At 59.6% G+C, this 26,644-nt stretch carries 23 protein-coding genes, 1 tRNA gene and 2 pseudogenes; 9 read left to right on the top strand and 17 right to left on the bottom strand.

The window, feature by feature from the left end; all coding sequences use genetic code 11:
• Positions 1 to 51 precede the first annotated feature (51 nt).
• From ACZ1HN_RS15925 to ACZ1HN_RS15915, 3 genes are all read left to right on the top strand, one after another.
• Positions 52 to 2,010 carry a heme lyase CcmF/NrfE family subunit gene (locus tag ACZ1HN_RS15925; protein ID WP_299200341.1) on the top strand — a complete coding sequence of 653 codons (1,959 nt, stop codon included), beginning with the start codon at positions 52 to 54 and terminating at the stop codon, positions 2,008 to 2,010.
• Complete coding sequence (locus ACZ1HN_RS15920) at positions 2,007 to 2,462, top strand: cytochrome c-type biogenesis protein (RefSeq protein ID WP_299200333.1); 456 nt, start codon at positions 2,007 to 2,009, stop codon at positions 2,460 to 2,462. The genes ACZ1HN_RS15925 and ACZ1HN_RS15920 overlap by 4 nt, the downstream gene beginning before the upstream one ends.
• A 69-nt stretch (positions 2,463 to 2,531) precedes the next feature.
• The gene (locus ACZ1HN_RS15915) at positions 2,532 to 3,308 is read left to right on the top strand and encodes an enoyl-CoA hydratase-related protein (protein ID WP_472728204.1); all 777 of its coding nucleotides are present in this window, start codon (positions 2,532 to 2,534) and stop codon (positions 3,306 to 3,308) included.
• Between the two features lie 535 nt (positions 3,309 to 3,843).
• Here ACZ1HN_RS15915 and ACZ1HN_RS15910 read toward each other — a convergent pair.
• From ACZ1HN_RS15910 to gltX, 3 genes and pseudogenes are all read right to left on the bottom strand, one after another.
• Positions 3,844 to 4,365 (bottom strand): annotated as a pseudogene (locus tag ACZ1HN_RS15910) (calcium-binding protein); the annotation flags it as partial.
• A gap of 152 nt (positions 4,366 to 4,517) precedes the next feature.
• A complete protein-coding gene (gene gltA, locus ACZ1HN_RS15905) occupies positions 4,518 to 5,813 on the bottom strand; it encodes a citrate synthase (RefSeq protein WP_299200312.1) in 1,296 nt (431 codons plus the stop codon).
• A 104-nt stretch (positions 5,814 to 5,917) separates the two neighbouring features.
• Positions 5,918 to 7,318 (bottom strand): glutamate--tRNA ligase, encoded by a 1,401-nt coding sequence (gene gltX, locus ACZ1HN_RS15900; protein WP_472728203.1) that lies wholly within the window; start codon positions 7,316 to 7,318, stop codon positions 5,918 to 5,920.
• 80 nt (positions 7,319 to 7,398) lie between these two features.
• On the opposite strand from gltX, the gene ACZ1HN_RS15895 reads away from it, so the two are divergent.
• Complete coding sequence (locus ACZ1HN_RS15895; RefSeq protein ID WP_472728202.1) at positions 7,399 to 9,480, top strand: ComEC/Rec2 family competence protein; 2,082 nt, start codon at positions 7,399 to 7,401, stop codon at positions 9,478 to 9,480.
• Between the two features lie 81 nt (positions 9,481 to 9,561).
• Here ACZ1HN_RS15895 and lexA read toward each other — a convergent pair whose 3' ends face one another.
• From lexA to ACZ1HN_RS15865, 6 genes are all read right to left on the bottom strand, one after another.
• Positions 9,562 to 10,260 (bottom strand): transcriptional repressor LexA, encoded by a 699-nt coding sequence (gene lexA, locus ACZ1HN_RS15890; RefSeq protein ID WP_299200288.1) that lies wholly within the window; start codon positions 10,258 to 10,260, stop codon positions 9,562 to 9,564.
• A 66-nt stretch (positions 10,261 to 10,326) separates the two neighbouring features.
• Positions 10,327 to 11,502 (bottom strand): molybdopterin molybdotransferase MoeA, encoded by a 1,176-nt coding sequence (locus ACZ1HN_RS15885; protein ID WP_472728201.1) that lies wholly within the window; start codon positions 11,500 to 11,502, stop codon positions 10,327 to 10,329.
• Positions 11,499 to 11,972, bottom strand: coding sequence for a cyclic pyranopterin monophosphate synthase MoaC (moaC, locus tag ACZ1HN_RS15880; RefSeq protein ID WP_472728200.1), 474 nt, complete (start codon positions 11,970 to 11,972; stop codon positions 11,499 to 11,501). Before moaC ends, ACZ1HN_RS15885 begins: the two co-directional genes overlap by 4 nt.
• Positions 11,972 to 12,787, bottom strand: a complete 816-nt coding sequence (gene trpC / locus ACZ1HN_RS15875) for an indole-3-glycerol phosphate synthase TrpC (RefSeq protein WP_472728199.1) — start codon at positions 12,785 to 12,787, stop codon at positions 11,972 to 11,974. The genes moaC and trpC overlap by 1 nt, the downstream gene beginning before the upstream one ends.
• An 81-nt stretch (positions 12,788 to 12,868) precedes the next feature.
• The gene (trpD, locus tag ACZ1HN_RS15870) at positions 12,869 to 13,885 is read right to left on the bottom strand and encodes an anthranilate phosphoribosyltransferase (protein WP_472728198.1); all 1,017 of its coding nucleotides are present in this window, start codon (positions 13,883 to 13,885) and stop codon (positions 12,869 to 12,871) included.
• Entirely contained in the window at positions 13,882 to 14,463 is a 582-nt protein-coding gene (locus tag ACZ1HN_RS15865) for an anthranilate synthase component II (protein WP_472729337.1), read from the bottom strand. Before ACZ1HN_RS15865 ends, trpD begins: the two co-directional genes overlap by 4 nt.
• 168 nt (positions 14,464 to 14,631) lie before the next feature.
• Here ACZ1HN_RS15865 and ACZ1HN_RS15860 point away from each other — a divergent pair, with 168 nt between their 5' ends.
• Positions 14,632 to 16,104, top strand: a complete 1,473-nt coding sequence (locus ACZ1HN_RS15860) for a divergent polysaccharide deacetylase family protein (protein WP_472728197.1) — start codon at positions 14,632 to 14,634, stop codon at positions 16,102 to 16,104.
• Positions 16,105 to 16,107: 3 nt separating this feature from the next.
• On the opposite strand, the gene ACZ1HN_RS15855 is transcribed toward ACZ1HN_RS15860, so the two are convergent.
• The 7 genes from ACZ1HN_RS15855 to fabI form a co-directional block, all read right to left on the bottom strand.
• On the bottom strand, positions 16,108 to 17,145 hold the full coding sequence (locus tag ACZ1HN_RS15855) for a succinylglutamate desuccinylase/aspartoacylase family protein (protein ID WP_472728196.1): 1,038 nt from the start codon (positions 17,143 to 17,145) through the stop codon (positions 16,108 to 16,110).
• Positions 17,146 to 17,178: 33 nt separating this feature from the next.
• Complete coding sequence (gene trpE, locus ACZ1HN_RS15850; RefSeq protein WP_472728195.1) at positions 17,179 to 18,687, bottom strand: anthranilate synthase component I; 1,509 nt, start codon at positions 18,685 to 18,687, stop codon at positions 17,179 to 17,181.
• Positions 18,687 to 20,534 carry a peptidylprolyl isomerase gene (locus ACZ1HN_RS15845; RefSeq protein WP_472728194.1) on the bottom strand — a complete coding sequence of 616 codons (1,848 nt, stop codon included), beginning with the start codon at positions 20,532 to 20,534 and terminating at the stop codon, positions 18,687 to 18,689. The genes trpE and ACZ1HN_RS15845 overlap by 1 nt, the downstream gene beginning before the upstream one ends.
• A 77-nt stretch (positions 20,535 to 20,611) precedes the next feature.
• The gene (locus ACZ1HN_RS15840; RefSeq protein ID WP_472728193.1) at positions 20,612 to 21,787 is read right to left on the bottom strand and encodes an aminotransferase; all 1,176 of its coding nucleotides are present in this window, start codon (positions 21,785 to 21,787) and stop codon (positions 20,612 to 20,614) included.
• A 63-nt stretch (positions 21,788 to 21,850) separates the two neighbouring features.
• Complete coding sequence (gene gpt, locus ACZ1HN_RS15835; protein WP_299552696.1) at positions 21,851 to 22,354, bottom strand: xanthine phosphoribosyltransferase; 504 nt, start codon at positions 22,352 to 22,354, stop codon at positions 21,851 to 21,853.
• A gap of 3 nt (positions 22,355 to 22,357) precedes the next feature.
• On the bottom strand, positions 22,358 to 22,966 hold the full coding sequence (locus ACZ1HN_RS15830; RefSeq protein WP_472728192.1) for a LysE family translocator: 609 nt from the start codon (positions 22,964 to 22,966) through the stop codon (positions 22,358 to 22,360).
• 3 nt (positions 22,967 to 22,969) lie between these two features.
• Positions 22,970 to 23,776: an enoyl-ACP reductase FabI gene (fabI, locus tag ACZ1HN_RS15825; protein ID WP_472728191.1), complete on the bottom strand. Its 807-nt coding sequence runs from the start codon at positions 23,774 to 23,776 to the stop codon at positions 22,970 to 22,972.
• A 53-nt stretch (positions 23,777 to 23,829) separates the two neighbouring features.
• On the opposite strand from fabI, the gene pdxH reads away from it, so the two are divergent.
• The 4 genes and pseudogenes from pdxH to ACZ1HN_RS15805 all read left to right on the top strand — a co-directional run bounded on the left by pdxH (position 23,830) and on the right by ACZ1HN_RS15805 (position 25,792).
• A complete protein-coding gene (pdxH, locus tag ACZ1HN_RS15820; protein WP_472728190.1) occupies positions 23,830 to 24,528 on the top strand; it encodes a pyridoxamine 5'-phosphate oxidase in 699 nt (232 codons plus the stop codon).
• 120 nt (positions 24,529 to 24,648) lie between these two features.
• On the top strand, positions 24,649 to 25,185 hold the full coding sequence (locus tag ACZ1HN_RS15815; protein WP_472728189.1) for a cold-shock protein: 537 nt from the start codon (positions 24,649 to 24,651) through the stop codon (positions 25,183 to 25,185).
• 2 nt (positions 25,186 to 25,187) lie between these two features.
• Positions 25,188 to 25,660 (top strand): annotated as a pseudogene (locus tag ACZ1HN_RS15810) (DUF192 domain-containing protein).
• Positions 25,661 to 25,715: 55 nt separating this feature from the next.
• Positions 25,716 to 25,792: transfer RNA gene (locus ACZ1HN_RS15805), tRNA-Pro, on the top strand.
• Positions 25,793 to 25,798: 6 nt separating this feature from the next.
• On the opposite strand, the gene ACZ1HN_RS15800 is transcribed toward ACZ1HN_RS15805, so the two are convergent.
• Positions 25,799 to 26,254: a hypothetical protein gene (locus ACZ1HN_RS15800; RefSeq protein ID WP_472728188.1), complete on the bottom strand. Its 456-nt coding sequence runs from the start codon at positions 26,252 to 26,254 to the stop codon at positions 25,799 to 25,801.
• Positions 26,255 to 26,644 lie beyond the last annotated feature (390 nt).

The following is a 26,644-nucleotide window of genomic DNA, read 5'->3' as shown; positions in this document are numbered from 1 at the left end:
ATAAACGGCATACCCATTGGCGGCGGGCATAGGGCGTCATATAACCGAGACATGATTACAGAGCTCGGTCACTTCGCCCTCGTCCTCGCCTTTCTGATTGCCATTGTTCAGGCCGTTGTCCCGTTGGTCGGCGCATGGCGGCGCGATGCGCGCTGGATGGCGGTTGCGGAACCGGCGGCGTCGGCGCAGTTCCTGCTGATTGCCTTTTCCTTTGCGGCACTCATGTGGGCGTTCATCGTCTCGGATTTCTCTTTGCGGCTGGTGGTGCTGAACAGCCATTCCGCAAAGCCGATGCTCTATAAAATCTCGGGCACATGGGGGAATCACGAGGGGTCCATGCTGCTTTGGGTGCTGATCGTGGCCCTGTTCGGGGCGATGGCCGCGTGGTTTGGGGACAATCTGCCGCCCACGTTGCGCGCACGGGTGCTGGCGGTCCAGGGGGCGATTGGTGTGGCTTTTCTTGCCTTCATTCTGTTCACCTCGAATCCGTTTCTGCGTTTGGCCGTGCCGCCCTTTGACGGGCAGGATTTGAACCCGCTGTTGCAGGACCCGGGTTTGGCGTTCCATCCGCCATTCTTGTACTTGGGCTATGTCGGGCTGAGCATGGCGTTTTCTTTTGCCGTGGCAGCGTTGATCGAGGGCCGCGTAGATGCGGCCTGGGGACGCTGGGTGCGACCCTGGACGCTGGCGGCCTGGGTTTTTCTGACCATTGGAATCGCGCTGGGATCCTGGTGGGCCTATTACGAGCTGGGTTGGGGCGGCTTCTGGTTCTGGGACCCGGTCGAGAATGCATCTTTCATGCCATGGCTGCTGGCGGCAGCGCTGCTGCATTCAGCCATCGTGGTTGAGAAACGCGAGAGCCTGAAATCATGGACCATCCTGCTGGCGATCCTTGCCTTTGGGTTTTCGTTGATCGGCACGTTTATCGTGCGCTCTGGCTTGCTGACCTCGGTCCACGCCTTTGCCAATGATCCCGAGCGTGGTGTGTTCATCCTGATGATCATGGGCTTTTTCATGGGAGGCGCGTTGCTGCTGTTTGCACTGCGTGCGGGTACCATGGAGGCGCGGGGCGTGTTTGGCATGGTCAGCCGCGAAAGTGCACTGATTGCCAACAACCTGCTGCTTGCGGTCAGTTGTTTTGTGGTTTTCGTAGGTACGATGTGGCCGCTGGTGGCCGAGATGTTTTTTGACCGGAAGTTGAGTGTCGGTCCGCCTTTCTTCAATATGGCGTTTACGCCTTTCATGGTGATACTCGGTTTGATCTTGCCGATCGGCGCGATGATCCCGTGGAAGCGGGGGCAGATCTCGAAAGCGGTACGGCCGCTGCGCTATGTCTTTGTATTGGCCTTGGCCTTTGGTGGGTTGGCCTGGGCGATGAACACGGGCAAGCCGTTGACTGGCCCACTGGGTGCGTTCCTTGGCGCGTGGCTGGTGATGGGGGCAATGGTCGATCTTGCGTCTCGGACTGGGAAGAAATTTGATTTTGGCCGGCTCTGGCGCCTTCCGCGGGCGGATTGGGGCAAGACGGTTGCCCATGCAGGCTTGGGTGTCACGATGATTGGTGTTGCGGGCCTGACGGCTTGGCAAACCGAAGACATCCGTGTCGCCCAGATTGGGGAGCAATTCAATGTCGGTGGATATGATTTGACCCTTGATGCCGTCGAGGATGTGGAAGGACCGAACTACCTGTCCACGATGGCCTCTATCACGCTGTCACGAAACGGGAGTGAGATTGCGCAGCTGCGCCCCGAGAAACGTATCTATCCGGTGGCGCAGATGCCCACGACCGAAGCCGGGATCGATTATGATCTGGCTCGGGATGTGTATGTTGTGATCGGTGACGCCCAGCAGGGCGGCGGTTGGGCTGTGCGGACCTATATCAAGCCGCTGACCAACTGGATCTGGATTGGTTGTGCGCTCATGTCCCTGGGAGGGCTCTTGTCACTGAGCGACCGACGCTTCCGTGTGGCCGTTGGGGCGCGCAAGGTTCAGGCGGTGCCTGCGGAATGAAGCGGCTTGTCGTTCTTTTCTGGATGGTTCTGAGCACGGCGGCGCTGGCACTTGATCCGTCGGAAATGCTTGAAGACCCCGAGCAAGAGGCACGCGCCCGTTCGTTGGATCATGCGCTGCGCTGCGTGGTTTGCCAGTCCGAATCCGTTGCATCGTCGAATGCACAGTGGGCCATTGATGCGCGGCAGGTCATTCGCGAGCAGGTGGCGGAGGGACAGAGCAACGCGCAGATTGTTGATTTCTTTGTCGAACGCTACGGAGAGTTCGTGTTGATGACGCCCCGCACATCCGGGTCCAACTGGATGTTGTGGGCGGCTGGGCCGCTGATGTTCCTTTTGGCCGCTGGCATCGGTTTTGGCTATTTGCGCGGGCGCAGTCGTGCGCCTGTCACCACAGAAGCCGGGTTGAGCGATGAGGAAACCCGTCGTTTGCGCGAGATTATGGACGAGTGACCGCGCGTCGGGGCTTTTCTAAACTGATCGGTTTGATATTGAGGATCGGAACCTGAAGGGACACCGGCCATGAATTACGAGACGCTCACCTACGCAATGGAAGATGGCGCGGCGATCATCACGCTGAACAGGCCCGACGTGATGAATGCGCTGACGACGCAGATGCGAGCGGAGATCGAGGTGGCCGTTACCCATGCAGGCAAGACGGCGCGCGTTGTGGTGTTGACCGGTGCCGGGCGTGCCTTTTGCTCGGGTCAGGATTTGGGGGATCGCGCCAATGCGTCCAACCTGGATTTGGAACGCACATTGCGCGACGAATACACACCGATGTTGAATGCGATTGTTGACTGTCCCGTACCCACCGTGGCTGTGGTCAATGGTGCGGCCGCCGGGGCAGGGGCGAACCTTGCATTGGCATGCGATGTGGTGATCGCATCAGAGAGCGCGTATTTTCTGCAAGCCTTTACCCGGATCGGCCTGATCCCGGATGCGGGGGGGACCTATGTGCTGCCGCGTACGATGGGTATGGCCAAGGCCATTGGGGCCGCGCTGTTTGCCGAAAAGATTACGGCCCGCCAAGCGGACGCATGGGGCATGATCTGGGAAGCCGTGGCGGATGAGGGGTTCGAAGAACACTGGAAGGCGCGTGTCGCGCATCTGGCGAATGGTCCGACCAAGGCCTTTGCCGCCGCCAAGCGCGTGATCCGCGCAAGCTGGGGCAACGACCTTGAAGCGCAGATGGCATCAGAAGCGTCCGAGCAGGGCGATTGCGGTCAAAGCCGTGACTTCCGTGAGGGCGTGCTGGCCTTTGTCGAGAAGCGCAAGCCGAGTTTCGAGGGGCGCTGACCCGCGCGGGATCAGCACCCCCGCGGGTCAGAACCGTTGTGTTGGGGTCGAGAACCGAGACAGGGATACCGGCGATAAAGCCGATGTCGTCCGTTGACAGAGATCCTGCTGCCCCGTTCACAATCGTAACAGGTTGACCATTCAGGGCGACAATTGCGTCGTCACCTGCTGTCAGGACAGAAACGCTTGCTGGTGTCGCGGCATCTGGATCATCCAGAATGAAGATAAAGTCTTCTCCAGGGACATAGTCCGTGATCGTGCTCGGGCCCTGATCTCCTGACAGGGCGTCAGCGAAAATCCCGAACTCATCCTCGCCCTCGCCACCGGTTGCGATATCTCCGCTTCCGATAAGCAAAGCGTCATTGCCGTCCCCGCCGTTCAATGTATCGACGGCGTTGTCTTCCGCGTCAGCCACGCTGAGCAGGACGTCGTCCAAGTCTTCTAGCCCGGCGGCTTCGACAAAGCTCAGCGTCCCATCCCGCAAACCGGCCAATTCAAATTCTGACAGGTCGATCTCGGCCAAGTCGCCGCCCATGATCAAGTCAGTGCCGCCGCCGCCCTCAAGTGAATCGGCGCCGGTACCGCCAACCAACGTGTCTTCTCCGAACCCGGCCGCAATGGTGTCACTGCCGTCGCCGCCTTCAAGCCAGTCCCGACCGAGACTACCGGTCAGCCTGTCATCGCCGCCGCGACCTTGTGCAAAGTCGTCGCCCTGGCCGCTGGCAATTGTATCATCGCCTCCGCCGCCGATGATCACATCGTCATCCGCTTGACCCAGAAGTTGGTCATCACCAGCGTCGCCTACAATGCGGTCGTCACCTGCGCCGCCTTCGATCGTGTCCGAAGATGCATCACCGTTGATTAGGTCTTCACCACCGCCGCCGATCAGAAGGTCCGTCCCTTCTGTCCCGTTGATGATCTCTGAATCTTCGGTGCCGGTGACTTCTACACCGTCTGGATCTGTGACCGAGTTGCTTGAACTGTCGTCGTCATCATCCACAAGACTAACAATCAGGCCAATGCCCAGCAACGTCAGAAGAGTAAAACCAATTACCATAACAACACCCCCCAGTGTTTTGTCTTTTTTGGAGCGGTGGTGCGTCTTCTGTCAAGCAGATATGAGCATTGTCGACGGCGACGAAACGATGCGGCAAAACAGATTGAATTGACCGAAAAAAAGCCCCGCACTGGGCGGGGCTTTTCCTTGGATCAGCGGTTTTCGATGTCCACGTAATCGCGGGACGTTTCGCCCAGATACAACTGGCGCGGGCGGCCAATCTTGTTCTGCGGATCTGCGATCATTTCTTTCCACTGCGAGATCCAGCCCACCGTCCGCGACATCGCAAAGATTGGTGTGAACATCGACGTGGGGAAGCCCATCGCTTCGAGGATAATGCCGGAATAGAAGTCCACGTTCGGGAACAGCTTCTTCTCGGCGAAGTACGGATCCTCCAGCGCCTGTTTTTCAAGTTCCTTGGCGACTTGCAGGATCGGGTTGTTGTCGACCCCCAAGAGCTCCAGAACCTCGTCGGCCGACTGCTTCATCACCGTCGCACGGGGATCGAAGTTCTTGTAGACGCGGTGGCCGAAACCCATCAGGCGGAACGGATCGTTCTTGTCCTTGGCACGGGCAATGAATTCGGGGATGCGGTCGACACTGCCGATTTCCTTGAGCATCTCGAGGCAGGCCTGGTTTGCACCACCATGGGCAGGGCCCCAGAGGCAGGCTATACCAGCTGCGATACACGCAAACGGGTTGGCACCCGAGGACGACGCCAGACGCACGGTTGAGGTCGAGGCGTTCTGTTCGTGATCGGCATGCAGGGTAAAGATACGGTCCATGGCGCGGGAGAGGATCGGGTTGACCTCATAGTCCTCGGCGGGGACGGCAAAGCACATGCGCAGGAAGTTCGACGCATAATCCAGATCGTTGCGCGGATAGATGAACGGCTGGCCGATCGAGAATTTGTAGGCCCAGGCCGCAATCGTCGGCATCTTGGCGATCAGGCGGATCGAGGCGACCTCGCGCTGGTGGGCGTCGTGGATGTCGGTGCTGTCGTGGTAGAAGGCCGACATCGCCCCAACCACGCCGGTCATGATCGCCATAGGGTGCGCGTCCCGGCGGAAGCCGCGGTAGAAATACACCATCTGCTCGTGCAGCATGGTGTGGTTTGTCACGAGGCTTTCGAATTCTTCCAATTGTGCGGCTGACGGCAATTCACCGTAGAGCAGCAGGTAGCACACTTCGAGATAGTGCGATTTGCCAGCCAGTTGATCAATGGGATAGCCACGGTGCAGTAGCACGCCCTTGTCCCCGTCGATGAAGGTGATGGTGCTGTCGCAGCTTGCGGTCGAGGTATAGCCGGGGTCATAGGTGAACACACCCGCCTGGCCATAGAGTTTGCGGATATCCAGCACATCGGGGCCCGCGGTGGGCGAGTGGATTGGCAGATCGAAGCTGTCGTCACCAATTGTCAGGGTTGCGGATTTTTGGGTATCGGCCATCAGGGTCGTTCCTTTCGTCGCGTGGCGGGCATGCCCGCCTTGGGCCGCGGTAGACCCGCGTGCCCATCGTTAGACTGCGCACCATGAACGATTGATGAACCTCGTCAGGCGGCAGCATCCTCAAGCCTTGCAAGGGTTTCTTCGCGCCCCAGCACCAGCATCATGTCAAAGACCGAAGGCGTTACGGCCCGACCCGCAAGGGCGGCCCGCAACGGGCCTGCCAGCTTGCCGAATTTCGTGTCCTGTGACGCAGCAAAATCGTTCAGGACCGCCTCCAAACTGTCACGGGACCAAGTAACGGTTTGCAACTGCGGCGTCAATTGCGACAGTATACTACGGGATACCGTATCAAGCGCTTTTGATGCCTTTTCATCCGGTGCGATTGGCCGCTCTGTCAGAACAAAATGCGCTTTTTCAAGCAGTTCTGGCAAGGTCTTTGCCCGTTCCTTGACGTGGGGTAGCGCGTTCAACAACCCATCTTTCTGCGATTGTTTCAGAGGTTCCTTGCCCGCAGCCTTCAAAAAGTTCTCAATTTCTTGCTGCAACGCAGCGTCTTCGGTCTGCGCGATGTGCTGACCGCTGAGGTTTTCAAGCTTCTTTACGTCGAAGCGGGCGGGGCTTTTCCCGATGCCGCCAAGGTCAAACCACTCCTTTGCCTGCGCATCGGTAAAGAACTCGTCGTCGCCGTGGCTCCATCCCAGGCGAGCAAGGTAATTGCGCATACCGGCGGCGGGATACCCCATGACCTGATACTCTTGCGCACCAAGCGCACCGTGCCGTTTCGACAATTTTTTACCGTCTGGCCCGTGGATGAGTGGGATATGCGCCCAGACGGGAACATCCCAGCCCATGGCATCATAGATCATCATCTGTCGGGCGGCGTTATTCAGGTGGTCATCGCCGCGGATCACGTGCGTGACCCCCATGTCGTGATCATCCACCACGACGGCAAGCATGTAGACGGGCGTGCCGTCAGCGCGCAGCAGAACCATGTCGTCCAACTGGTCATTCCGAATGGTCACATCGCCTTGCACTTCGTCACGGATCACGGTCGCGCCTTCCTGAGGCGCCTTGATCCGAACAACGAACGGCGTATCGGGGTGTGTGGCAGGGTCAGCGTCGCGCCAGGGTGAACGGAAAAGGGTCGATTTGCCTTCGGCCCGCGCGGTTTCGCGGAAGGCTGCAATCTCTTCCTGCGTCGAGAAGCATTTGTACGCTTTGCCTTCTGCCAGAAGCTGATGCGCGACCTCTGCATGGCGGTCAGCGTTTGCGAACTGGCTGGTCGCCTCGCCATCGTGGTCAAGCCCGAGCCACGCCATCCCATCGAAGATTGCTTGTGTTGCTTCCGGGGTGGAGCGCGCGCGATCGGTATCTTCGATCCGTAGCAGGAAGGTTCCGCCGCGCCCCCGCGCGTACAGCCAGTTGAACAGCGCCGTGCGTGCACTGCCGATGTGCAGGAACCCCGTGGGTGAAGGGGCAAAGCGGGTGACGACGGGTTGTGACATGGTGTGTGTTTACCTTTGTTTAACCACGGTGGGTCTACGGTTTGCGCTCCTGATACTCACCATGGGCGAGAGGGGCAAGCATGGGGCATGGCCTGGGATTTCGCCACGTGATGCTGATCCAGCGCGGCCACCTGTTTGGATGGTGCCCGGTTGGAATGGCCTGTGGAATTGCGCTGTTTTTCGGACTGCGGTTTGAGCCATCTGTTGCCTTGATCCTGAGTGTCGGTTCTGTGGGGGCGGGTGCTGCGTTTGTCTCTCGGCGCATCGGCGAGGCGATGTCGCCTATATTCGTGTTTCTGACCATGATTGCTCTCGGCTTTGTGCTGGCCGGATGGCGGGCGCATTCCGTGGCTGGTCCGGTGCTGGACTGGCGCTATTACGGGCCGGTTGAGGGACGTATTGTCGGTATGGATCGCAGTGCATCTGATGCTGTGCGCCTGACCCTGGATCACGTCAAGCTGGACCGCGTTGCCCCGTCCGAGACACCAAGGCGGGTGCGCATTTCGTTGCACAGCAAATCTGGTCTGGGTGTTGTGCCGGAACCTGGTTTGCGGGTGATGACAACTGCGCATCTCGGGCCTCCGGGTGGACCGGTGGAGCCCGGAGGTTTCGATTTCCAACGCCATGCGTGGTTCGCAGAACTGGGTGCAGTCGGTTACACCCGCGTGCCTTTGCTTGCGATAAGCATGGCGGAATTCGATCTGCGCCAGACCGTCTTCCGTATCCGCATGTCGGTTTCGACTCATGTGCGGGCGATCCTGCCCGGGGATGTGGGCGGGTTCGCGGCGGCTGTGACCACGGGGGACCGCAGTGGGATCAGTCAGGATGCCTTGCAAGACCTGCGCGCTTCGAACACGGCGCACTTGCTGGCGATTTCGGGGCTGCATATGGGCCTGCTGTCGGGCTTTGTGTTCGGCTTGTTGCGCCTGCTCTTTGCTTTGATTCCCCATGTCGCGCTGTACTGGCCTGCCCGGAAAATGGCTGCGGTGGGCGCTTTGATTGCAGCCTCGGTCTACCTTGCGCTGTCGGGGGGAAACGTCGCGACTGAGCGTGCCTTTGTCATGGTGGCAGTGGCTCTTTGCGCCGTACTGGTCAACCGACGTGCCCTCAGCCTTCGGGCGGTGGCCATGGCCGCGTTGATTGTTCTGACACTGCGGCCGGAAGCATTGATGGGCCCCGGTTTCCAGATGTCCTTTGCCGCCACCACCGCGCTTGTCGCCGTCTTTGGCTGGATCCGTGATCTTGACTGGTCGCTTGGCCCGAAATGGTTGCAGCCTGTTTTGGGGGTCGTGATCTCTTCGGCTGTGGCAGGGCTTGCAACAGCGCCGATTGGTGCCGCGCATTTCAACACGATGGCGCATTACGGGCTGATTGCGAACCTCGCAAGTGTGCCACTCATGGGCACGCTTGTGATTCCGGCGGCGGTTTTGGCGCTGGTGCTGGCACCTGTTGGCCTTGATGGCATCGGTTTGTGGTTGATGGGGCTGGGATTGCGTTGGATTCTTTGGGTTGCCGATACAGTGTCCGGGTTGGAGGGGGCACAGGGTTACGTGGCGGGGCCGGGTCCAGCCGTGTTGCCCTTGATGGCTTTGGGCATGCTCTTTGTGATCCTTTGGCAGGGGCGCGTGCGCTTTGCAGGGGGTGCCGCCGTCGCTCTGGCTTTCCTGCTTTGGCAAACGGGATCGCGCCCACAGGTGCTGGTGGCTGATACCGGCGGTATCGTGGGTCTCATGACCGATGAGGGACGCGCATTAAGCAAAGCGAAGGGCGCGGGGTTTGTCGCGCGCAACTGGTTGGAAAACGATGGCGAGGGGATTGGTCAGGAAGATGCCGCAGCGCGATGGAAGGAGGGGAGCGGCCCCCGGATCGTGCACCTGAGCGGCAAACGCGCGGCTGCGGGATTTACTGGGTGCGCGAAGGGTGACATTGTTGTCAGCAACACGGAGTTGGTGGATGCTGCAAACCTTCCGTGTCTTGTGCTGTCCCCACCCATTCTGCGGCGCACCGGCGCCATTGCGTTTGTGGAAACCGGGGGCGGCTTGCGTATTCGCACAGCGCGTGACGTTGCCGGGGATCGCATGTGGTCGGGCTGGACGAAAACTCCGCCACCCGAACTGACAAGGCTTTTCGAAAACAATTGGGCTGTTGCGGCAAACAAGTAGGGCGGACCATTGGTCCGCCCTACGACACATATTCTGTGCGATGATCACAATGAGTAAGGCGCACGTGTTGTGCGCACTTGTTCAATAAGTGCGGATCAAACCAACGAGCCGCCCTTGCACCTTGACCTGTCCCACGGGGAAAACACGTGTCTCATAGGCCGGATTGGCCGCTTCAAGCGCAATCGTATCACCCTTGCGCATGTAGCGCTTCAATGTTGCCTCGTGGTCTTCGACAAGCGCCACAACGATGTCGCCGTTGTCCGCCGTTGATGTTTCGCGAATGACCACGACATCGCCGTCATTGATGCCTGCATCGATCATCGAGTCGCCCTTGACCTCAAGCGCATAGTGATCGCCTTGTCCCGAAAGCATCTGTCCGGGCACAGCCACGGAGTGCGAGACCTCTGATATTGCAGAGATTGGCACCCCGGCGGCAATCCGGCCCATAACAGGCAAATTTATCGCGTCTGCGGTCTCAACAGGACGGGCAGCAGCCGGGGGCGGCGCGTCAGGTTTGTCGCCATCGATGACCCGGGGCTGGAAGCCGCTCGGGGCACCGCCCAGACTTTCAGGCAGCCGCACAACTTCGATGGCACGGGCGCGGTGGGCGAGGCGGCGAATGAAGCCGCGTTCCTCAAGCGCCGTGATCAGGCGGTGGATGCCCGACTTGGACCGCAGGTCCAACGCCTCTTTCATCTCGTCAAAGCTGGGGGGAACCCCGTCGCGCTGCACCCGTTTATGAATGAATTCGAGCAGATCCAGCTGCTTCTTTGTCAACACTGTTCGTCCTCCAAGCCCATTTTGTTTGGGTTTGTTCTACGGACGTTCCCCTTTTGTGTCAACGGGTCAGGTCAAATCAACCACATCCACCAGATCACCGGCGTTGCGGGGCGGATCATTTGGCGCGCGCACGATAAGGGCATTTGCGTTGGCCAGCACACTTAACAATGAACTGTCCTGCAGCCCGGCATCTTCTACGGCACCATTCCGGACCCGCCCGCGCATGTAATGCTCGCGTGGGCCATTTGCGCCAAGCGGCGCAGAGAGCGGCATCAGTTGACGTGTGGCGGGAGCCCGGCCCAACCCTTGCATTGCGCGGATCATCGGAGCCAGAAAAACAGTACCACACACCATGGCGGACACTGGATTTCCCGGAAGGCCAACCATGGGCGTACCGTACAACCGTCCCGCCATCAGTGGTTTGCCCGGGCGCATCGCAACCTTGTAGAAACTGCGCTCCATACCCAACTCGCCCGCAACATGGCCAACAAGGTCATGGTCACCGACCGATGCGCCACCAATGGTGACGATCAGATCAGCGCCCTTTGCCAGGCTGAACACGGTTGTCAGGGATGCGGCGCTGTCACGTGCAATCGGCAATAGGCGGGGTATCGCCCCAAGCCGTCTAAGCATCGCAGCCAGGCCGAACGTGTTCGATGCGATAATCTGATCCGGGCCGGGGTCTTCGCCAGGCATAACCAACTCGTCACCTGTTGCGATCAGTGCCACGACCGGTGCGCGCCGAACGGGAACTTGCGGCAAGTTCATCGACGCCAAAAGCGCAATGTCGGCCGGGGCGAGGATGCGGGGAGTGTCCAGCTTGTCCCCTTCAGCGAAGTCGATGCCGGCGGGGCGGATGTTGTCCTTGGCGCCGGGATCATCCGTGATCGTGATCAGATCACCGCTGCGCGTGACATCTTCCTGGATCACAATCTTGTCCGCGCCAGCAGGGACAGGGGCACCGGTAAAGATGCGTACGGCTTGTCCAGCGCCGACCGTTCCGGTCCAACCGTGCCCGGCGGCGGCTTCGCCAACCACTTTGAACTGCGCATGCAAATCTGCCTCGACCGCTTTGAGCGCGTAGCCGTCCATTGAAGATGCAGCAAAGGTCGGCTGGGTGCGCCGCGCCGAGACAGATTCCGCCAGAACCCGACCATCCGCTTCCAGAAGAGGCACATGTTCAACCGGCATTTCGTCTGCAAGGTCGAACAGGTTTTCCAGCGCTTGGGTGACGGTGATCATGTCGCTTCGTAGCGCCCTGACTTTCCGCCATCTTTCAGAACGACGCGCAGACCACCAATCTCCATGCCTTTGTCGACGGCCTTGGCCATGTCATAAACGGTCAGGGCGGCGGTGGAGGCAGCGGTCAGTGCTTCCATCTCGACCCCCGTTTGGCCGGTTGTCTTGACGGTTGCCGTGATACGCAGACCCGGCAGGTCAACGTCAGGGGTCAGATCGACGGACACCTTGGTGATGGGCAGAGGGTGGCACAGGGGGATCAGATCAGCGGTGCGCTTGGCCCCCATAATCCCAGCAAGGCGCGCAACGCCGATGACATCGCCCTTTTTGGCTCGTCCTTCGGTAATGATATCAAAGGTTTCCGACATCATCTTCACCCATGTCTCGGCTACGGCGATGCGGTCGGTGACATCCTTGTCCGAGACATCGACCATATGCGCCGCACCCTGATCGTCGAAATGTGTCAGTGCCATTACATGCCCCCTCCGGCAGTGAGCGGGTTGGCAAGCAAGGTTCGCGTGGCAGCGGCCACGTCGTCCTGCCGCATCAGGCTTTCGCCGATCAGGAAGGTTCGAGCGCCGTACATAGCCAGATCAGCGAGGTCGGCCGGTGTGTTGAGACCACTTTCGGCCACGATGGTCCGATCGGCGGGCACCTGTTTGGACAGGGTACGGGTGGCGTCGAGCGTCACCTCGAATGTCTTGAGGTTGCGGTTGTTGATGCCCATGAGCGGGCTTTTCAAAGCCGCAGCACGCTCAAGCTCTTCGGCGTCGTGCACTTCCAGCAGTACGTCCATGCCCCATTCAAACGCCGCTTCTTCCAGCTCGTGGGCCTGTGCATCGCTGACGGACGCCATGATGATCAGGATGCAATCGGCCCCAAGTGCGCGCGCCTCGGCCACCTGATAGGTGTCGTACATGAAGTCCTTGCGCAAAGCGGGCAGGGCGCAGGCGTCACGGGCTTGTGTCAGGAATTCTTTGGCGCCCTGAAAACTTGGGGTGTCCGTCAGGACCGACAGGCATGTGGCGCCGCCGTCTTCGTAGGCTTTGGCGAGCGCTGCGGGATCAAAATCCGCCCTGATCAGCCCTTTGGATGGGCTGGCTTTCTTGATCTCGGCAATCAGGCCATAGGCTTCGCGGTTGGCAACCTGCAGAGCCTTCGCAAATGGACGTACAGGGGATGCGTCGCGCGCTTCCGCTTCCACGGCTTCAAGCGGTTTGGACGCCTTATCGGCTGCCACCTCCTCAAGCTTGTAGGCTTTGATTTTGTCGAGGATCGTATCTGTCATTTGTTGCGCTTTTTTCTGGCGTTGGGTCCGAGGGTCGGCCCCTCGCGCTCCCCGGAGTTTACTTGGCAAGATGAAAGAGCATCAACCCGCTTGCGTGATCTTTGCGACCATATTGATCTTGTCGCGTGCGGCGCCGCTGTCGATGCTTTCCGCGGCGCGTGCGGCCCCTTCCTTCAAGTCAGTGACGGTGCCGGCAACTTTGAGTGCTGCCGCGGAATTCAGAAGGACAGCGTCGCGATAGGCGCCCGGCGCCCCGTCCAGCAGGGCTGCGAACGATTTGGCATTCTCTTCCGGCGTGCCGCCTACGATCGCCTCGAACGGATGGGTGGGCAGGCCTGCTTCTTCCGGGTGCACTTCAAAATCGGTGACTGTGCCATGGGACAGTCCGGACACCCAGGACACGCCTGTGATCGTCAGTTCATCCGTGCCATCCGAACCGTGCACCAGCCATGCAGCTTCGGAACCAAGCTGACCGAGTGTTTCGGCCATGGGACGGATCAGATCGCGCGAAAATGCCCCCGTCAGTTGTCGTTCGACGCCCGCAGGATTTGTAAGCGGGCCGAGGATGTTGAAGATTGTGCGCGTGCCAAGCTCGGCCCGTGTTGGCATCACGTGGGCGATGGCGGGGTGATGCATGGGGGCCATCATAAAGCCGATGCCCGCGCCCTTGATCGCTTTTTCAACGACGTCGGGGCCGACCATCACATTGATACCCATCTGGGTCAGTGCATCCGCCGCTCCGGATTTGGAACTTAGGTTGCGGTTGCCGTGCTTGGCAACTGTTACACCTGCGCCCGCCACGACGAACGCTGTGGCGGTCGAGATGTTCAAAGTGCCCTTGCCATCCCCGCCTGTGCCAACGATGTCCATTGCCCCGTCAGGCGCTGTGACTGCATTGCACTTGGCGCGCATGACTGCTGCGGCTGCTGCGTATTCATCGACGGTTTCGCCGCGGGTGCGCAGGGCCATAAGAAGCCCGCCGATCTGACTGGGTGTTGCTTCGCCGTCAAACAGGATCTGGAAGGCGGCTTCGGCTTGTTCGCGCGACAGGGGACCGTTGGCAGCCGCATCAATGAGCGGTTTTAGTGCGTCACTCATGCTGTCACCGGCATCAGATCCAGGAAGTTCTGCAGCATCGCGTGCCCATGTTCCGAGCGGATCGATTCCGGGTGGAATTGAACGCCATGGATCGGCAATTCCTTGTGGGCGAGGCCCATGATCGTGCCGTCTTCGAGCGCGCCGGTGATTTCCAGCTCATCCGGCAGGCTGTCCCGGTCGACGATCAGCGAATGATAGCGGGTTGCTTCGAACGGGCTGGGCAGCCCTTTGAACACTGAACGATTGTCGTGGTGCATGGTGCCCATCTTGCCATGCACGATCTCGTCCGCGCGCACGACCTTGCCGCCAAAGGCTTGCCCGATGGTCTGGTGACCAAGGCATACACCCATAAGGGGGGTGCGTGTTTCAGCAGCGGCCGCGGTGAGTGCAAGGCAGATACCCGCCTGATCCGGCGTTGCGGGGCCGGGCGACAGAAGAATGCCCTCGGGCTTGAGTGCCATCGCATCTTGCACATTCAGGGCGTCATTGCGGTAGACATGAACATCCGCCCCCAACGATCCCAAATAATGGACGAGGTTGTAGGTAAAACTGTCGTAATTGTCGATCAGCAGCAGCATGGGCGTATTCGATGTTCCAAGGGCGGGCGTTGGCCGGTATAGTTGCGCCATACATGTTCAGGCTTGCCCGCCAGCGTCAAGAGGTGGGCGGCCTTCGAACAGGCACGAAGAGCAGGCTGTGGCACATCGCAAAGCGAGGTCACAGCGGGACAGGCAAAGAGGTCAGATATGGCACGGGGTTTTCTGAGCGGCATTTTGTGGGGTGGCGTGGTGAGCGTTGCAGGCGCGGCGGCCTTGTCTATTGCCAGTGACGGCCCGACGGCGCCAGATGCAGTCGTGCGCGCACCGCAGGGTGTTGACGCACCTCAGGAAGGCACAGGCGAGACGCCGCAGACCCGTGGCGATGCCGATCTGGTCATGGATGGTGACGCGCCACAAATCGACAGTCCGGAGGCCGATGACCTGACTGCCGCAGAAGCGGCGGGTGCCGATACACCATCCGTACCGCAAACCGGCCAGGCGGAAGGGCTGGCTGATCCGGCCGAGGTTGGCGAAGGCGCAACTGTCGCAATCGACACGGATGCTCCGGTGCAGCCCAGCCCACAGGGCGAAGCGCCGCAAGCGCCCGTCGGTGAGACAGAGCTGTCCATTTCAACAGATCCCGCGCAGCCACCTGCGCCGCAGGTTCCCGATGCGCCAACCGCGTTTGCCGAAGATGCACCGGCAATCACCGACGGCACAGACACACCAACCGCCGAAGCTGCCGCGCCCGAAGCGCCAGATGTTGCGCCAGCGCCGGACGTTCCCGACGGGGTCGATACACCCGCTGATCCAGAAACAGCACCTGAACGGTCTGCAGCACTTCCCTCGGCGCTGGATCCAGAGACTGATATTGCACGGCCCACGATTGGGCGCCCTGCCACGTCCCTGGTTGATCGCGCTCCCAGTGCGGAGGAGCCGCTTGCAGAGACGGACGAGGTGGCAAATGGTGCAGCGGCAGATGGGCCTCCGATCCAGATTTATGCTGCGCCTTTCGAGAACCCTGAAGACAAGCCCTTGATGTCCATTGTCTTGATTGATGAGGGCGCAGATCTGACCGGCGGCAGCGTTGGCCTCGCTGCTTTGCAGAGTTTTCCCTATCCGCTGACATTCGCGGTGAAGGCGTCGCTGCCCGATGCAGCAGAGCGGGCCGCCGAGTACCGCGGACAAGGGTTCGAGGTTGCGGCGCTTTTGGATCTGCCTGCGGGTGCAACGGCCTCTGATACCGAGGTGACGCTTTCGGCGGCCATAGATGCCGTGCCGGAAGCTGTTGCAGTGATGGAAGGGACAGGCACAGGTCTGCAAGAAACACGCGACGCGTCTGACCAGGTGGCTGCGGCTGTTTTGGCATCCGGTCACGGATTGATCCTGCAATCCAAAGGGTTGAATACGGCGCAAAAGCTGGCCGCGCGCGACGGTGTGCCGACGGGGTTGGTGTTCCGCGACTTTGATAGCGCGGGCCAGACGCCCACAGTCATCCGCCGGTTTTTGGATCAGGCAGCTTTCCGTGCGGGGCAAGAGGGCGGTGTGATCATGGTGGGGCGGGTGCGCCCCGATACAATCTCGGCCCTGCTGTTGTGGGGCTTGCAAGACAGGGCAGAGCGCGTGGCGCTTGCGCCGGTGTCATTTGTTCTGCAGTTACTTGCCGAACAACCGCAATAGTGCTCAGATAATCTCATCCTCGTCAAAGAGTGGGTCGGTTTCCAATTGGGCTGTCATTGCCTCGACCGTGTCTTCGTCTGCCGTAGGACTGATCTCGGCCAGATGAAACACGGCGTCCCCCTCGTTCACGATGGGCAAAACGGCGCGTCCGATCAGGATGCCGGGCGACGGGGCAACGAGCTCGGTTTCCGTCGACCCGGATGGATCGGAAATAGCCGCCAGAACCTCGTTTTCGTCGACAACGTCGCCCTCTGCCCGAAAGGTCCGCAGCAGACCGCCGGATGGCGCGCGCAGCCAGGTTGATCCATTGCAGGTCAATGATGGGGTCCGTAGGTGTGCGATGCCCTTGGCGGCCAACATGTCTTGGTCGCGCATGACGCGGAGGATGCCCGCAACACCTACGCGGACAGAAAACTCATCAAAGCGCAGGCCTTCACCTGCTTCGTAAAGCAGAACCGGCGTTCCACGCTCGGCCGCCTCGCCACGCAATGACCCCTGGCGCAGGGACGACGTCAGAATGACAGGCGCACCAAAGCTGCGCGCCATTTTCGCGGTGATCGGGTCGCCAGGTGTGATGCGGATTTGCGGCAGATTGGTGCGATGAACGGCTGCTGAATGCAGGTCGATGCCGAAATCGCAGCGCAGAACCACATCATTCAGAAAGATGTGGGCCAAGCGCGATCCAAGGGATCCGCTCGCACTGCCGGGAAAACAACGGTTCAGGTCGCGGCGGTCTGGCAGATAGCGGGATCGCGCCAGAAAGCCGAATGCATTTACGATCGGAACAACCAGCAGAGTCCCCCGCAATTTGTCGAGCTGCGATGTGCGGAGCAGACGGCGTACAATTTCTACCCCGATCACCTCATCCCCATGTACAGCGGCGCTGACGAACATGGTTGGGCCTGGGCGTTTGCCTTGCAAAACCTCGACCCGAAGGGAAACCGGCGTGTGATCCGGCAAATCCGAAACGGGCAGGGCTACCGATGCGCGGCTGCCTGCTGCAACACTTGTGCCGCCCAGCTCGAACGCGTCACGCGGCATCAGCTCTGACCCATTGCCACGCGAGTCTGTGCGTCACTGATTGCCGCCGCCAAAGCGCGCAGCATCCGCTGCCGCACGCCGGATGGCGCCAGACTTGTGCACTGTTTCCATGAATTCGGCCTCGGGATCGCTGTCATAGACAACGCCGCCACCGGCCTGGATATACAGCTTCTGGTCCTGAACAACCGCCGTGCGCAGGGCGATGCACATATCCATATCGCCGCCCGCACTGAAATAGCCGACACCGCCGCCATAAACCCCGCGCTTTTCCGGCTCCAATTCGTCGATGATTTCCATCGCTCTCACCTTGGGTGCGCCAGATACGGTTCCAGCGGGCATCCCGGCAAAGAACGCATCAAGCGCGTCTTTGCCCTCGGCCAGTTCGCCCACGACGTTCGAGACGATGTGCATCACGTGGCTGTAGCGTTCGACGATGAATTCTTCGGTCGGGCGGACGGTGCCAATCTTGGCCACACGGCCCACGTCGTTGCGGCCGAGGTCCAGCAGCATAAGGTGCTCTGCCAACTCTTTCTTGTCGGCCAGCAGATCGGCTTCCAGTTCCTTGTCCTTTTCAGGTGTGTCCCCGCGGGGACGGGTGCCTGCAATCGGGCGGATTGTGACTTCGTTTCCGAACACGCGGACCAGGATTTCGGGGCTTGCGCCGACGACCTGAAACCCACCGAAGTTGAAGTAAAACATGAAGGGCGACGGGTTCGTGCGCCGCAGCGACCGGTAGAGTGCGAAGGGAGGCTCCCGGAACTCTTGCGTCCAGCGCTGCGCCGGTACGACCTGGAAGATGTCGCCCGCCTTGATGTAGTCGCGCGCCTTTTCCACTGCGGCCTTGTAGCCGTCCTTGGTGAAATTCGATACCGGTTCGGCTTGCGGGCTTGCGTCCCCCAGATCACGGGTTTCGACCGGCATTGCGCGTTCAAGATCGCGGACCGCGTCCATCACCCGTTCCGCCGCCTGTGCATAGGCAGCGCGGGCCGATTGGCCGTCACTGACCCATGCGGGGGACACGACGGTTACCTCACCCTTGACGCCATCCAGCACAGCGACGACGGATGGGCGCAGCATCAGTGCGTCGGGCAATCCCAGCGGATCAGGGTTCACATCGGGCAGGCGTTCAACCAGCCGGATCATGTCGTAGCCGAGATAGCCAAACAAACCTGCGGCGGCTTGTGGCAGATCGTCGGGCAGGTCGATGCGGCTTTCTTCGATCAAAACGCGCAACGTATTCAGCGGGTTGCCATCGAGTGGCTCAAAGGCGTCGGTGTCGTAACGGGCCATGCGGTTGATGGATGACTTCTCGCCATCGCAGCGCCAAATCAGGTCCGGTTTCATCCCGATGATCGAGTATCGCCCACGCACCTCACCGCCGGTGACGGACTCAAGTACAAAGGCATCTTTCTGAGCACCCGTTAGCTTCAGCATGAGAGACACAGGCGTGTCCAGATCTGCCGCCAGCCGGGTGTAAACCACTTGGTTCTGGCCCTCCGCATAGGCTGCGGCAAAGCTGTCGAAATCGGGAACCAGTGCCATCAGGGGAAGTTCACGTGCACGGCGTCCAGTGCCTGCTGGTTGATTTGCGTTCCCGCGCGCAGCACAACGTCTTCACCAAAGATGTTGAAGATTTCACCGGCAAGGAGCTGGCCCATTTCGGCGCTGAGCGCTTCGGTTTCCGCCTGCACTTCCGGTGTGTCAGTGGTTTCGTTGATTGCGTCGAGGCGCACAACCAGCACCGCGCCATAGCCCGGGATGATGCGAACGTCGCCGGGCTCCATCTCGAACACTGCGGGCATGAACGCGGGTGGCGTGCCCTGCACAAACGCGCTGCGATCCAGATCGGTTTCAACGATGGAGTCCAAGGATTGGCTGGCAAAGCTTTCGCCAGCTTCCAACGCGGGCAGCAGGGCTTCGGCCTTTTTGGTCAAGCGGGCTTCGGTCTGCTCCGCTTCCCAGTTCCCTTGAACGTTCAACTTCGCTTCTTCAAACGGGGCAGGGCGTGGCGGAAGCAGTTCGTCCATCCGCATGGCGACGATGCCACCGTCGTCCAGTTGGACGATTTCGGGGAAGTCGTCTTGGGTCAGTTCCACCGCCGCATCGCGGAAACCATCGTAGGCTGCAATGCCTTCGCCCATGACCGGGAACCAGTCGATGGTTCCCAGCTGCATATCTGTTTCCGCATCCAATTCTTCGAGCGTGGCACCTCCGGCCAACAGGTTGTCGAACTCTTCGGCCAGAACGGCGACCTGCCGCCGTGCGGCGTCCAGCGCCAGTTCCTGGCGCAGTTGTGGCTCGGCATCCTCAAAGCTGGTGGTCTGAGCAGGCAGGACCCCGTTCACACGGAACAGCGCCGGGCCAAGCGCTGACGGAAGGGGTCCAACGACATCTCCGACCTCGGCATTGAAAACAGCTTCACCCGCTGCGTCCAGTTGAAGCCGGTTCACGTCGCCCATGTCGACATCAGCCAATTCCAACCCGCGTTCCGTCACCAGTGCTTCAAACGTGGTGCCGTCCACCTCGAGCTGCGCCGCCGCGCGTTCGGCCGCATCTGCATCAAGATAGACCAGACGTTCAACGAGGCGCCGCTCGGGCTGGTTGTATTGATCCGCCCGCGCGTCGTATTCGGCGCGCAGGGTGCTTTCCTCGACCTCCATCGAGTCCAGGATCATGTCGGGCAGCAGTGCTGCATAGGTGATGCGCTTGGTTTCGGGCAGTTCGTAGTCGTCAAGGTTGTCGTCGTAATACGCGCGCAACACCTCGTCCGAGGGTGCGGGCAGTGCCGTTTCAAGGTCGGCCTGACCCAGACGCACCCATGTGAAGTCGCGGGTTTCACCAAGGAAGGACACGAGCGTGCGGGCATATGTTTCAGGCATGCTGACACCCGAAACGATGGCACCTTGCAGGATTGAGCGGGACACTTCCTCGCGCAGTTGATTTTCGAACTCCGACTCGCTGGTGCCTTGCTGATCCAAGGTGAAGCGATAGGCGTCGCGGTCAAACGAACCATCAAGGCCACGGAAGGCCGGAATGTTCAGGATTTCGTCTCGGATCGTTTCGTCACCCACGCTCAGGCCCATTTCACCTGCTTCGTGGTCCAGCGCACGGGCGCGGACCAGACGGGCCAGAACGGCCTGGTCCAGTCCAATGGCTTGTGCACGGGCAAAGGTCAGTGGGCTGCCCGTCTGTTGCCCGACCGCCTGCATTTCGCGCTGCAGCGTGTTGGCGTAGGTTTGCACGTCGATATGCCTGTCGCCGACCTTGCCCACGGTGCGGATCGTACCGCCCAGACCATCAAGACCGAAGCCGAGGCTGAGACCGACGAATAAAAGGCCCAGAAGGATCCAAACGGCGATTTTCGAGATGGATGTTTTGCTCTTGGCCATGTGCGCCTTCTAACGGGTGTCGTTGCGGTTGAGGATGTCTAACGGCACTGCCTGAGACGGGCAAGAGCGCGTAGGATTCAAAGGGTCAGGGCTGACAGCCTTGTGTAGAGGTCATTTATGCCGCTGGCGTCGAGATTGGCGAATGCGATGCGCAATTGTTGGCGTCCGTCGACGGCATCGTCGGGCCAGAACATTGTACCGGGTAGGCATAGGATGCCCGCCTCCTGCACCAGTTTCGGGGCAAGCTCGGCCGACGACATATCGAACGGGTGCTTCATGTAGGCGAAATAGGCGCCCAACCCCATAAGCTCCCAACCTTTGTCCGCCAACACAGGAAACCCATCGGTAATGGCCGTGCGACGAACGAGGATTTCGTTCCGTTCTCCGGCGACCCAATTGCCAAGGTTCTCAAGCCCCCAAAGGGCAGCGTATTGCCCGATCTGGCCGGGACAGATGGCGACCGTATCAAGGAACTTCTCGGCCTCGGCCAAACGCGCAGGGGACGCGACCAATGCGCCGACCCTGTGACCGGTCAATCGGTATGTCTTGGAGAAAGAATAGAGATGGATGAACGTCTCGTCCCAGCCATCCTGCTGGAAAAGGGTATGGGGCGCGCCGCTGCGGCTGTCAAAGTCGCGATAGGTTTCGTCGACGATTAGGGTAATTCCGCGCGCCTTTGCCAATTCGAAGAAATCCAGCACGAGTTTGTCGGGGTATTCGACACCTGCCGGATTGTTCGGCGTGACCAGTGCGATGGCGCGTGTCCGGTCTGTGATCAAAGCCTCTGCTGCGGCGACATCCGGCAACATACCGTTCCCGACAGGCAGCGGCACGGAGGCGACCCCGCTCATGTCCAACCACATTTTGTGATTGAAATACCATGGGGTTGGCACGATAACTTCATCCCCTTCCTCGCACAGCGTTGCGATTGCCGCGGCGAAGGCCTGATTGCAGCCGGAGGTGATGGCGATGTTTTCTGCCGTCGTGCGCGCGTCATAGTGCCGGTTGATCTGGTCAGACAATCCGGCGCGCAGGGCCGTCATGCCTAGAACCGGACCGTAGAGATGCGCGTCGTCCTTGGTGAGAGCCGCATCGGCCATGGCTTGGCGCAGGGCATCCGGTGGAGGATCGACCGGAGCGGCCTGGCTCACGTTGATCAGCGGACGGTCTTCAGGGAAATTGACGCCTTCAATCCAGCGCCGCGCCTCCATCACCGGAGGAGCGAATGTGGATGCGGTGCGCGTCAGGGTCATGAGGTCGCTCGTTTTGAAAGCACCGGAGTCTCCGGCGGTAGTTATCTGGCAAGATGACGGAGATTAATCGGTGCCGCGATATGGTTCGACATATTGCAGCGCCATGTCCCATGGGAAAAATATCCATGTGTCCTGGCTGACGCCGGTTATGAACGTATCAACCATCGGCTCGCCCTTGGGCTTGGCGTAGACAGTGGCAAAATGCGCCTTTGGGTAGTGATCGCGCACCACTTCGAGGGTGCGGCCAGAGTCGACCAGATCATCAATGACAAGGATGCCTGTGCCATCCCCCATCAGGTTTGCGTCAGGTGCTTTCAGGACTTCAACTTCGCCCTGGCTTTGGTGATGGTAGGATTTGACGCTGATCGTATCCACAGTGCGGATATCCAACTCGCGACTGACGATCATCGCCGGTGCCATGCCGCCACGCGTAATCGCCACCACGGCGCGCCAGGCACCGTTGTCCGGTCCTTGCCCGTCAAGGCGCCACGCCAGCGCCCGGCTGTCGCGGTGGATTTGATCCCAGCTGATGTGGAACCCTTTTTCATGGGGGAGGCGGTCTGCCATTGGTTATTTCTCCAGGATCAGGCGCAGGCCAAGCGCGCCAAGCAGTGTAGCCGCGATGCGGTCGAAAACGGGTTTGAGGCTGACATAGCCGCGTCGAATGTGCGGCGTGCTCAGAGCAAGGGCGAGAAGAGTATAAAACGCCAGTTCAAGTAGCCAGTGGTTCAGGACGATCGCCACGATATCAGCCGCCGCTAGGCCTTTGGGAAAGACAACGACGATCACAGCCGCCGCAAACAGCATCGATTTCGGGTTGCCCAAATTCAAAAGCATTCCGGACAAGATCGCTTGTCCGCGCGGTTTCGGTGCATCCCCAAGCGGGTCGCGCGAATGTCGCCACGTTTGGATGGCAATCCAGATCAGGTACAGCGCCCCTCCGATCTTGAGCACGGTGTAAGTCCATGGAAAGAACGTGAACACAGCCTCAAGTCCGAGCAATGCCGCGAGGGTCCACATCGCGGCCGCGGTGCCAAGACCAATGCCGGTGGCAATCCCGGCGGCTCGGCCGCCTGTCACGGTTGCCTTGGTAATGAACAACATGGCTGCTCCGGGTGAAAGCAAGGCAGCCAGCAGGATGGTATTGAAGGCAACAAGCTCTGCCAGTGTCAGGCTCATCCGTTACCCTTTTTCGATGTCAGGCGCGTCGACCGCCTTCATGCCGACCACGTGGTAGCCCGCGTCGACGTGAAGATTTTCGCCGGTCGTGCCAGACCCCAGATCGCTGAGCAGGAACAGCGCCGATTTGCCGACATCATCGATGGTCACATTTCGCCGCAGGGGCGAGTTGTACTCGTTCCACTTCATGATGTAGCGGAAGTCGCCGATGCCCGAGGCTGCAAGGGTCTTGATCGGTCCAGCGCTGATCGCATTGACGCGAATGTTGTCCTTGCCCAGATCCTCGGCCAGATATTTGACCGACGCCTCAAGTGCGGCCTTGGCGACACCCATGACGTTATAGTGCGGCATGACCTGTTCAGCGCCGTAGTAGGTGAGGGTCAGGGCGCTGCCCCCATCTGTCATCATCTTTTCGGCCCGCTGCATTACCGCGGTGAATGAATAGACCGAGATATCCATCGTCAGTGTGAAATTGCCGCGGCTTGTGTCAACATAGCGGCCGCGCAACTCATTCTTGTCCGAGAAGCCGATGGCGTGGACGATGAAGTCCAGTTTGTCCCAACGCTCTTTCAGTGCTTCGAATAGGGCATCAATCGATGCCTCATCGCCCACGTCGCAAGGAAGCACGATGTCGCTGCCCAGTTGAGCGGCCAGCGGATCGACGCGCTTCTTGAGCGCATCACCTTGATAAGAAAACGCAAGTTCGGCCCCAGCCTCGCTGAGGGTCCGTGCAATACCCCATGCGATGGATTTATCATTGGCGAGACCCATGATCAGACCTCGCTTGCCCGTCATCAGATCGCTCGCCATGTCGCTACCCATCCCGTCCCTCGTTATTGGCTTTATGTCTGGCGGCCAGCTTTATGCCATTGCCCAACACGCATCAAGAGAGGGTGCGGCAGTTGAACCTGGTTGCGTGCAGGGCTAGCTGTTTCAAAACACGACAGGAGACAGATATGGCAGACCGAGCGGGCAAATTCGCTGGTGAGAACCCTTTTGATATTGTTCGTGCATGGATGGCCGAGGCGGAAGAGGCGGAGCTGAACGATCCGAATGCCATCGCGCTCAGCACCGTGGACGTTGACGGCTTGCCCAATGTCCGCATGGTGTTGTTGAAGGATGTCGAGGATGACGCCTTTGTCTTCTATACAAATTACACCAGCGCGAAGGCGGCAGAGCTGGATCAGGCGGGCAAGGCCGCCTTTGTGATGCATTGGAAGTCGCTGCGGCGGCAAGTGCGGGTGCGCGGTATTGTCGAGAAAGAGGAGGGAGCGAACGCCGACGCCTACTATGCGTCCCGGTCATTGAAATCACGCCTTGGGGCATGGGCGTCAGACCAAAGTGCGCCGCTGGACAGTCGTGCCGCGCTGATGGCTACGGTGGCGAAGGTGACGGCGCAGCACGGCACCAATCCATCCCGCCCCCCGTTTTGGGGCGGCTACAGGATCACACCGGTTGAGATCGAGTTTTGGGCGGACGGCGCGTTTCGATTGCATGATCGCTTCTGCTGGAAGCGTGAAAAACCTGGCTCTGGGTGGCAAGTGACACGGCTCAGCCCATGAATTTCACGTAGCGTGAAATGTAAGCATCTGAATAATAAACGGTATTTCATGCTTGAATTATGAGGTGAAAATGGCGCAAGTCTTGTTATGCGGCATAATGCACTCATAGAAAGACAAGTCGTGTCAGAACACACTCAAGATACGGATGTGGTCACTGGGACCGTAAAGTGGTTCGATCCCGTTAAGGGGTTCGGTTTTATCGTGGCCAATTCAGGTGGTCCGGACATTTTGCTGCATGTAAACGTGTTGCGAAACTTTGGTCAGTCTTCGGTGGCGGATGGCGCCGAGGTAAACGTGCGCACCCAAAATACGGAGCGTGGCGTTCAGGCTGTCGAAGTCATATCGATAAAACCGCCAGACCATACGGATTCGTCTTCCCTTACCGATCTTGCTGAGATGGACCAACACGATGTGACGGATGCGCCGTTACAACCGGGTCGAGTCAAGTGGTTCGACAAGGGTAAGGGGTTTGGATTTGCCAATGTGTTCGGCAGTGCAGACGACGTGTTCCTGCACGTCGAAGTATTGCGCCGCTCCGGTTTGTCTGACCTCCAGCCGGGCGAAGCGCTTGCGTTGCGCGTGATTGATGGAAAGCGCGGTCACATGGCGGCCGAAGTGTTGGCGTGGGAAGCGGCGCTCACCAAGAAGGGCGATTGATCATGCGCGGCTCGTTGCATAGGGCATTTGCAGCACTGATTTTGTGTCTATGTGCGCAGGTTGTTGCAGCAAAGTGCAATGATGCGACTGTTTGGCTCCGTGGTGATTTTGGTTCGGCGCGCTTTAACGTTGAGATTGCAGATACCAATCGTGAGCGCGCCATTGGACTGATGAACAGACCGTCAATGCCAACAAGCGAGGGGATGCTGTTTATCTATCCCCGCCCGCAACCGCTGTCGTTCTGGATGCGAAACACACTGATCTCGCTTGATCTGTTATTCGTGGATCCGACTGGAACGGTAACCAAGATACATCACGAGGCGATCCCGCTGGACGAGACGCCCATTCCCGGGGGGATGGCCTTACTCATGTCCTCGAAATCAACGGGGGCCTTGCGCGCATGATGGGGATTCAGGAAGGGGCGCAGATGCGGCACCCCAGCTTTGATCAAGATATCGCGGTTTGGCCCTGTTGATTGCACGCTTTGGGCTTTTCAATTGCGTTTGCCCCGTCTAAGACAGCGCCACGGTCGGAGCGTGGCGCAGCCTGGTAGCGCACCTGTTTTGGGTACAGGGGGTCGGAGGTTCGAATCCTCTCGCTCCGACCATTTCACCTAATTCGATGCAATACCGCCTGTTGCGACCAGCAACTGATCCATCAATTGGTCAAGCGCGCGCTGCTTGATGTAGATGCGTCTCGGGTTGCCCGATTTCTGCACAACCTCAGCAAAATAAGACAATTCAACAACGAAGTCCCCGTTGTCTTTGTCTGTCTCTTTTTGGACCACCAGCGTCGGCGCTTCGAGCGCGCCATCGTATTGCAGCACAAGAAACGCTGCCACGTCGGGCGGGGGTAGAATGCGGCATTGCACAACAGAGCGGGATACAACAAGCAGCTCATCCCCAGGTGCGTCGCACGATGAGCGGAACGCGTCATCCAGTGGCGCGGGATTCGCGGCAAATGTTGCGCGACGCACAGGCAGATCTTGTTCGTCCGTTACTACGGTTTCTACATATTGTGGTGCGCAGGCGCTCAGCGCGACCGCGAAACAGAGTATAAGGGGTCGCATTTGGGTGCCTTTGCTCAGGGATATGCAGACCTCATCATATTTTCCGCAGCGCGGCAAAACCTTTCTGATTGGACGCGCGTTAACTGTGGATAAGTTCACGTGAAGCATCCACAGCCTGGATTAAGTAGTGAGATTGGTTTGAGTTTTTCGGCTGCATGCCGTGGATGAAATTTTGCCGAAACACCGAGGTGTTAACGAAGTGAATCGCACGTGACGCCGCGGCGCAAAGTTGGCCTCAACGGTCAAGGAAAAAGATGTCAAAAAACTTTTAAAATGTCGTTGACGTGAACCCTCCCTATACGTCAGTTTGTGTGGGCCGGGTGGTTCACCACAACATTTAGTGGTCAACGCTAGAGGTGAAGCGTCGGGCACGAGGGATAGGGGACACCG

This window comes from Tateyamaria sp. GN1-10 (assembly GCF_055693845.1).
Note: the sequence above shows the minus strand (reverse complement) of the source record. Positions and strands in the feature narration are given on the sequence as shown.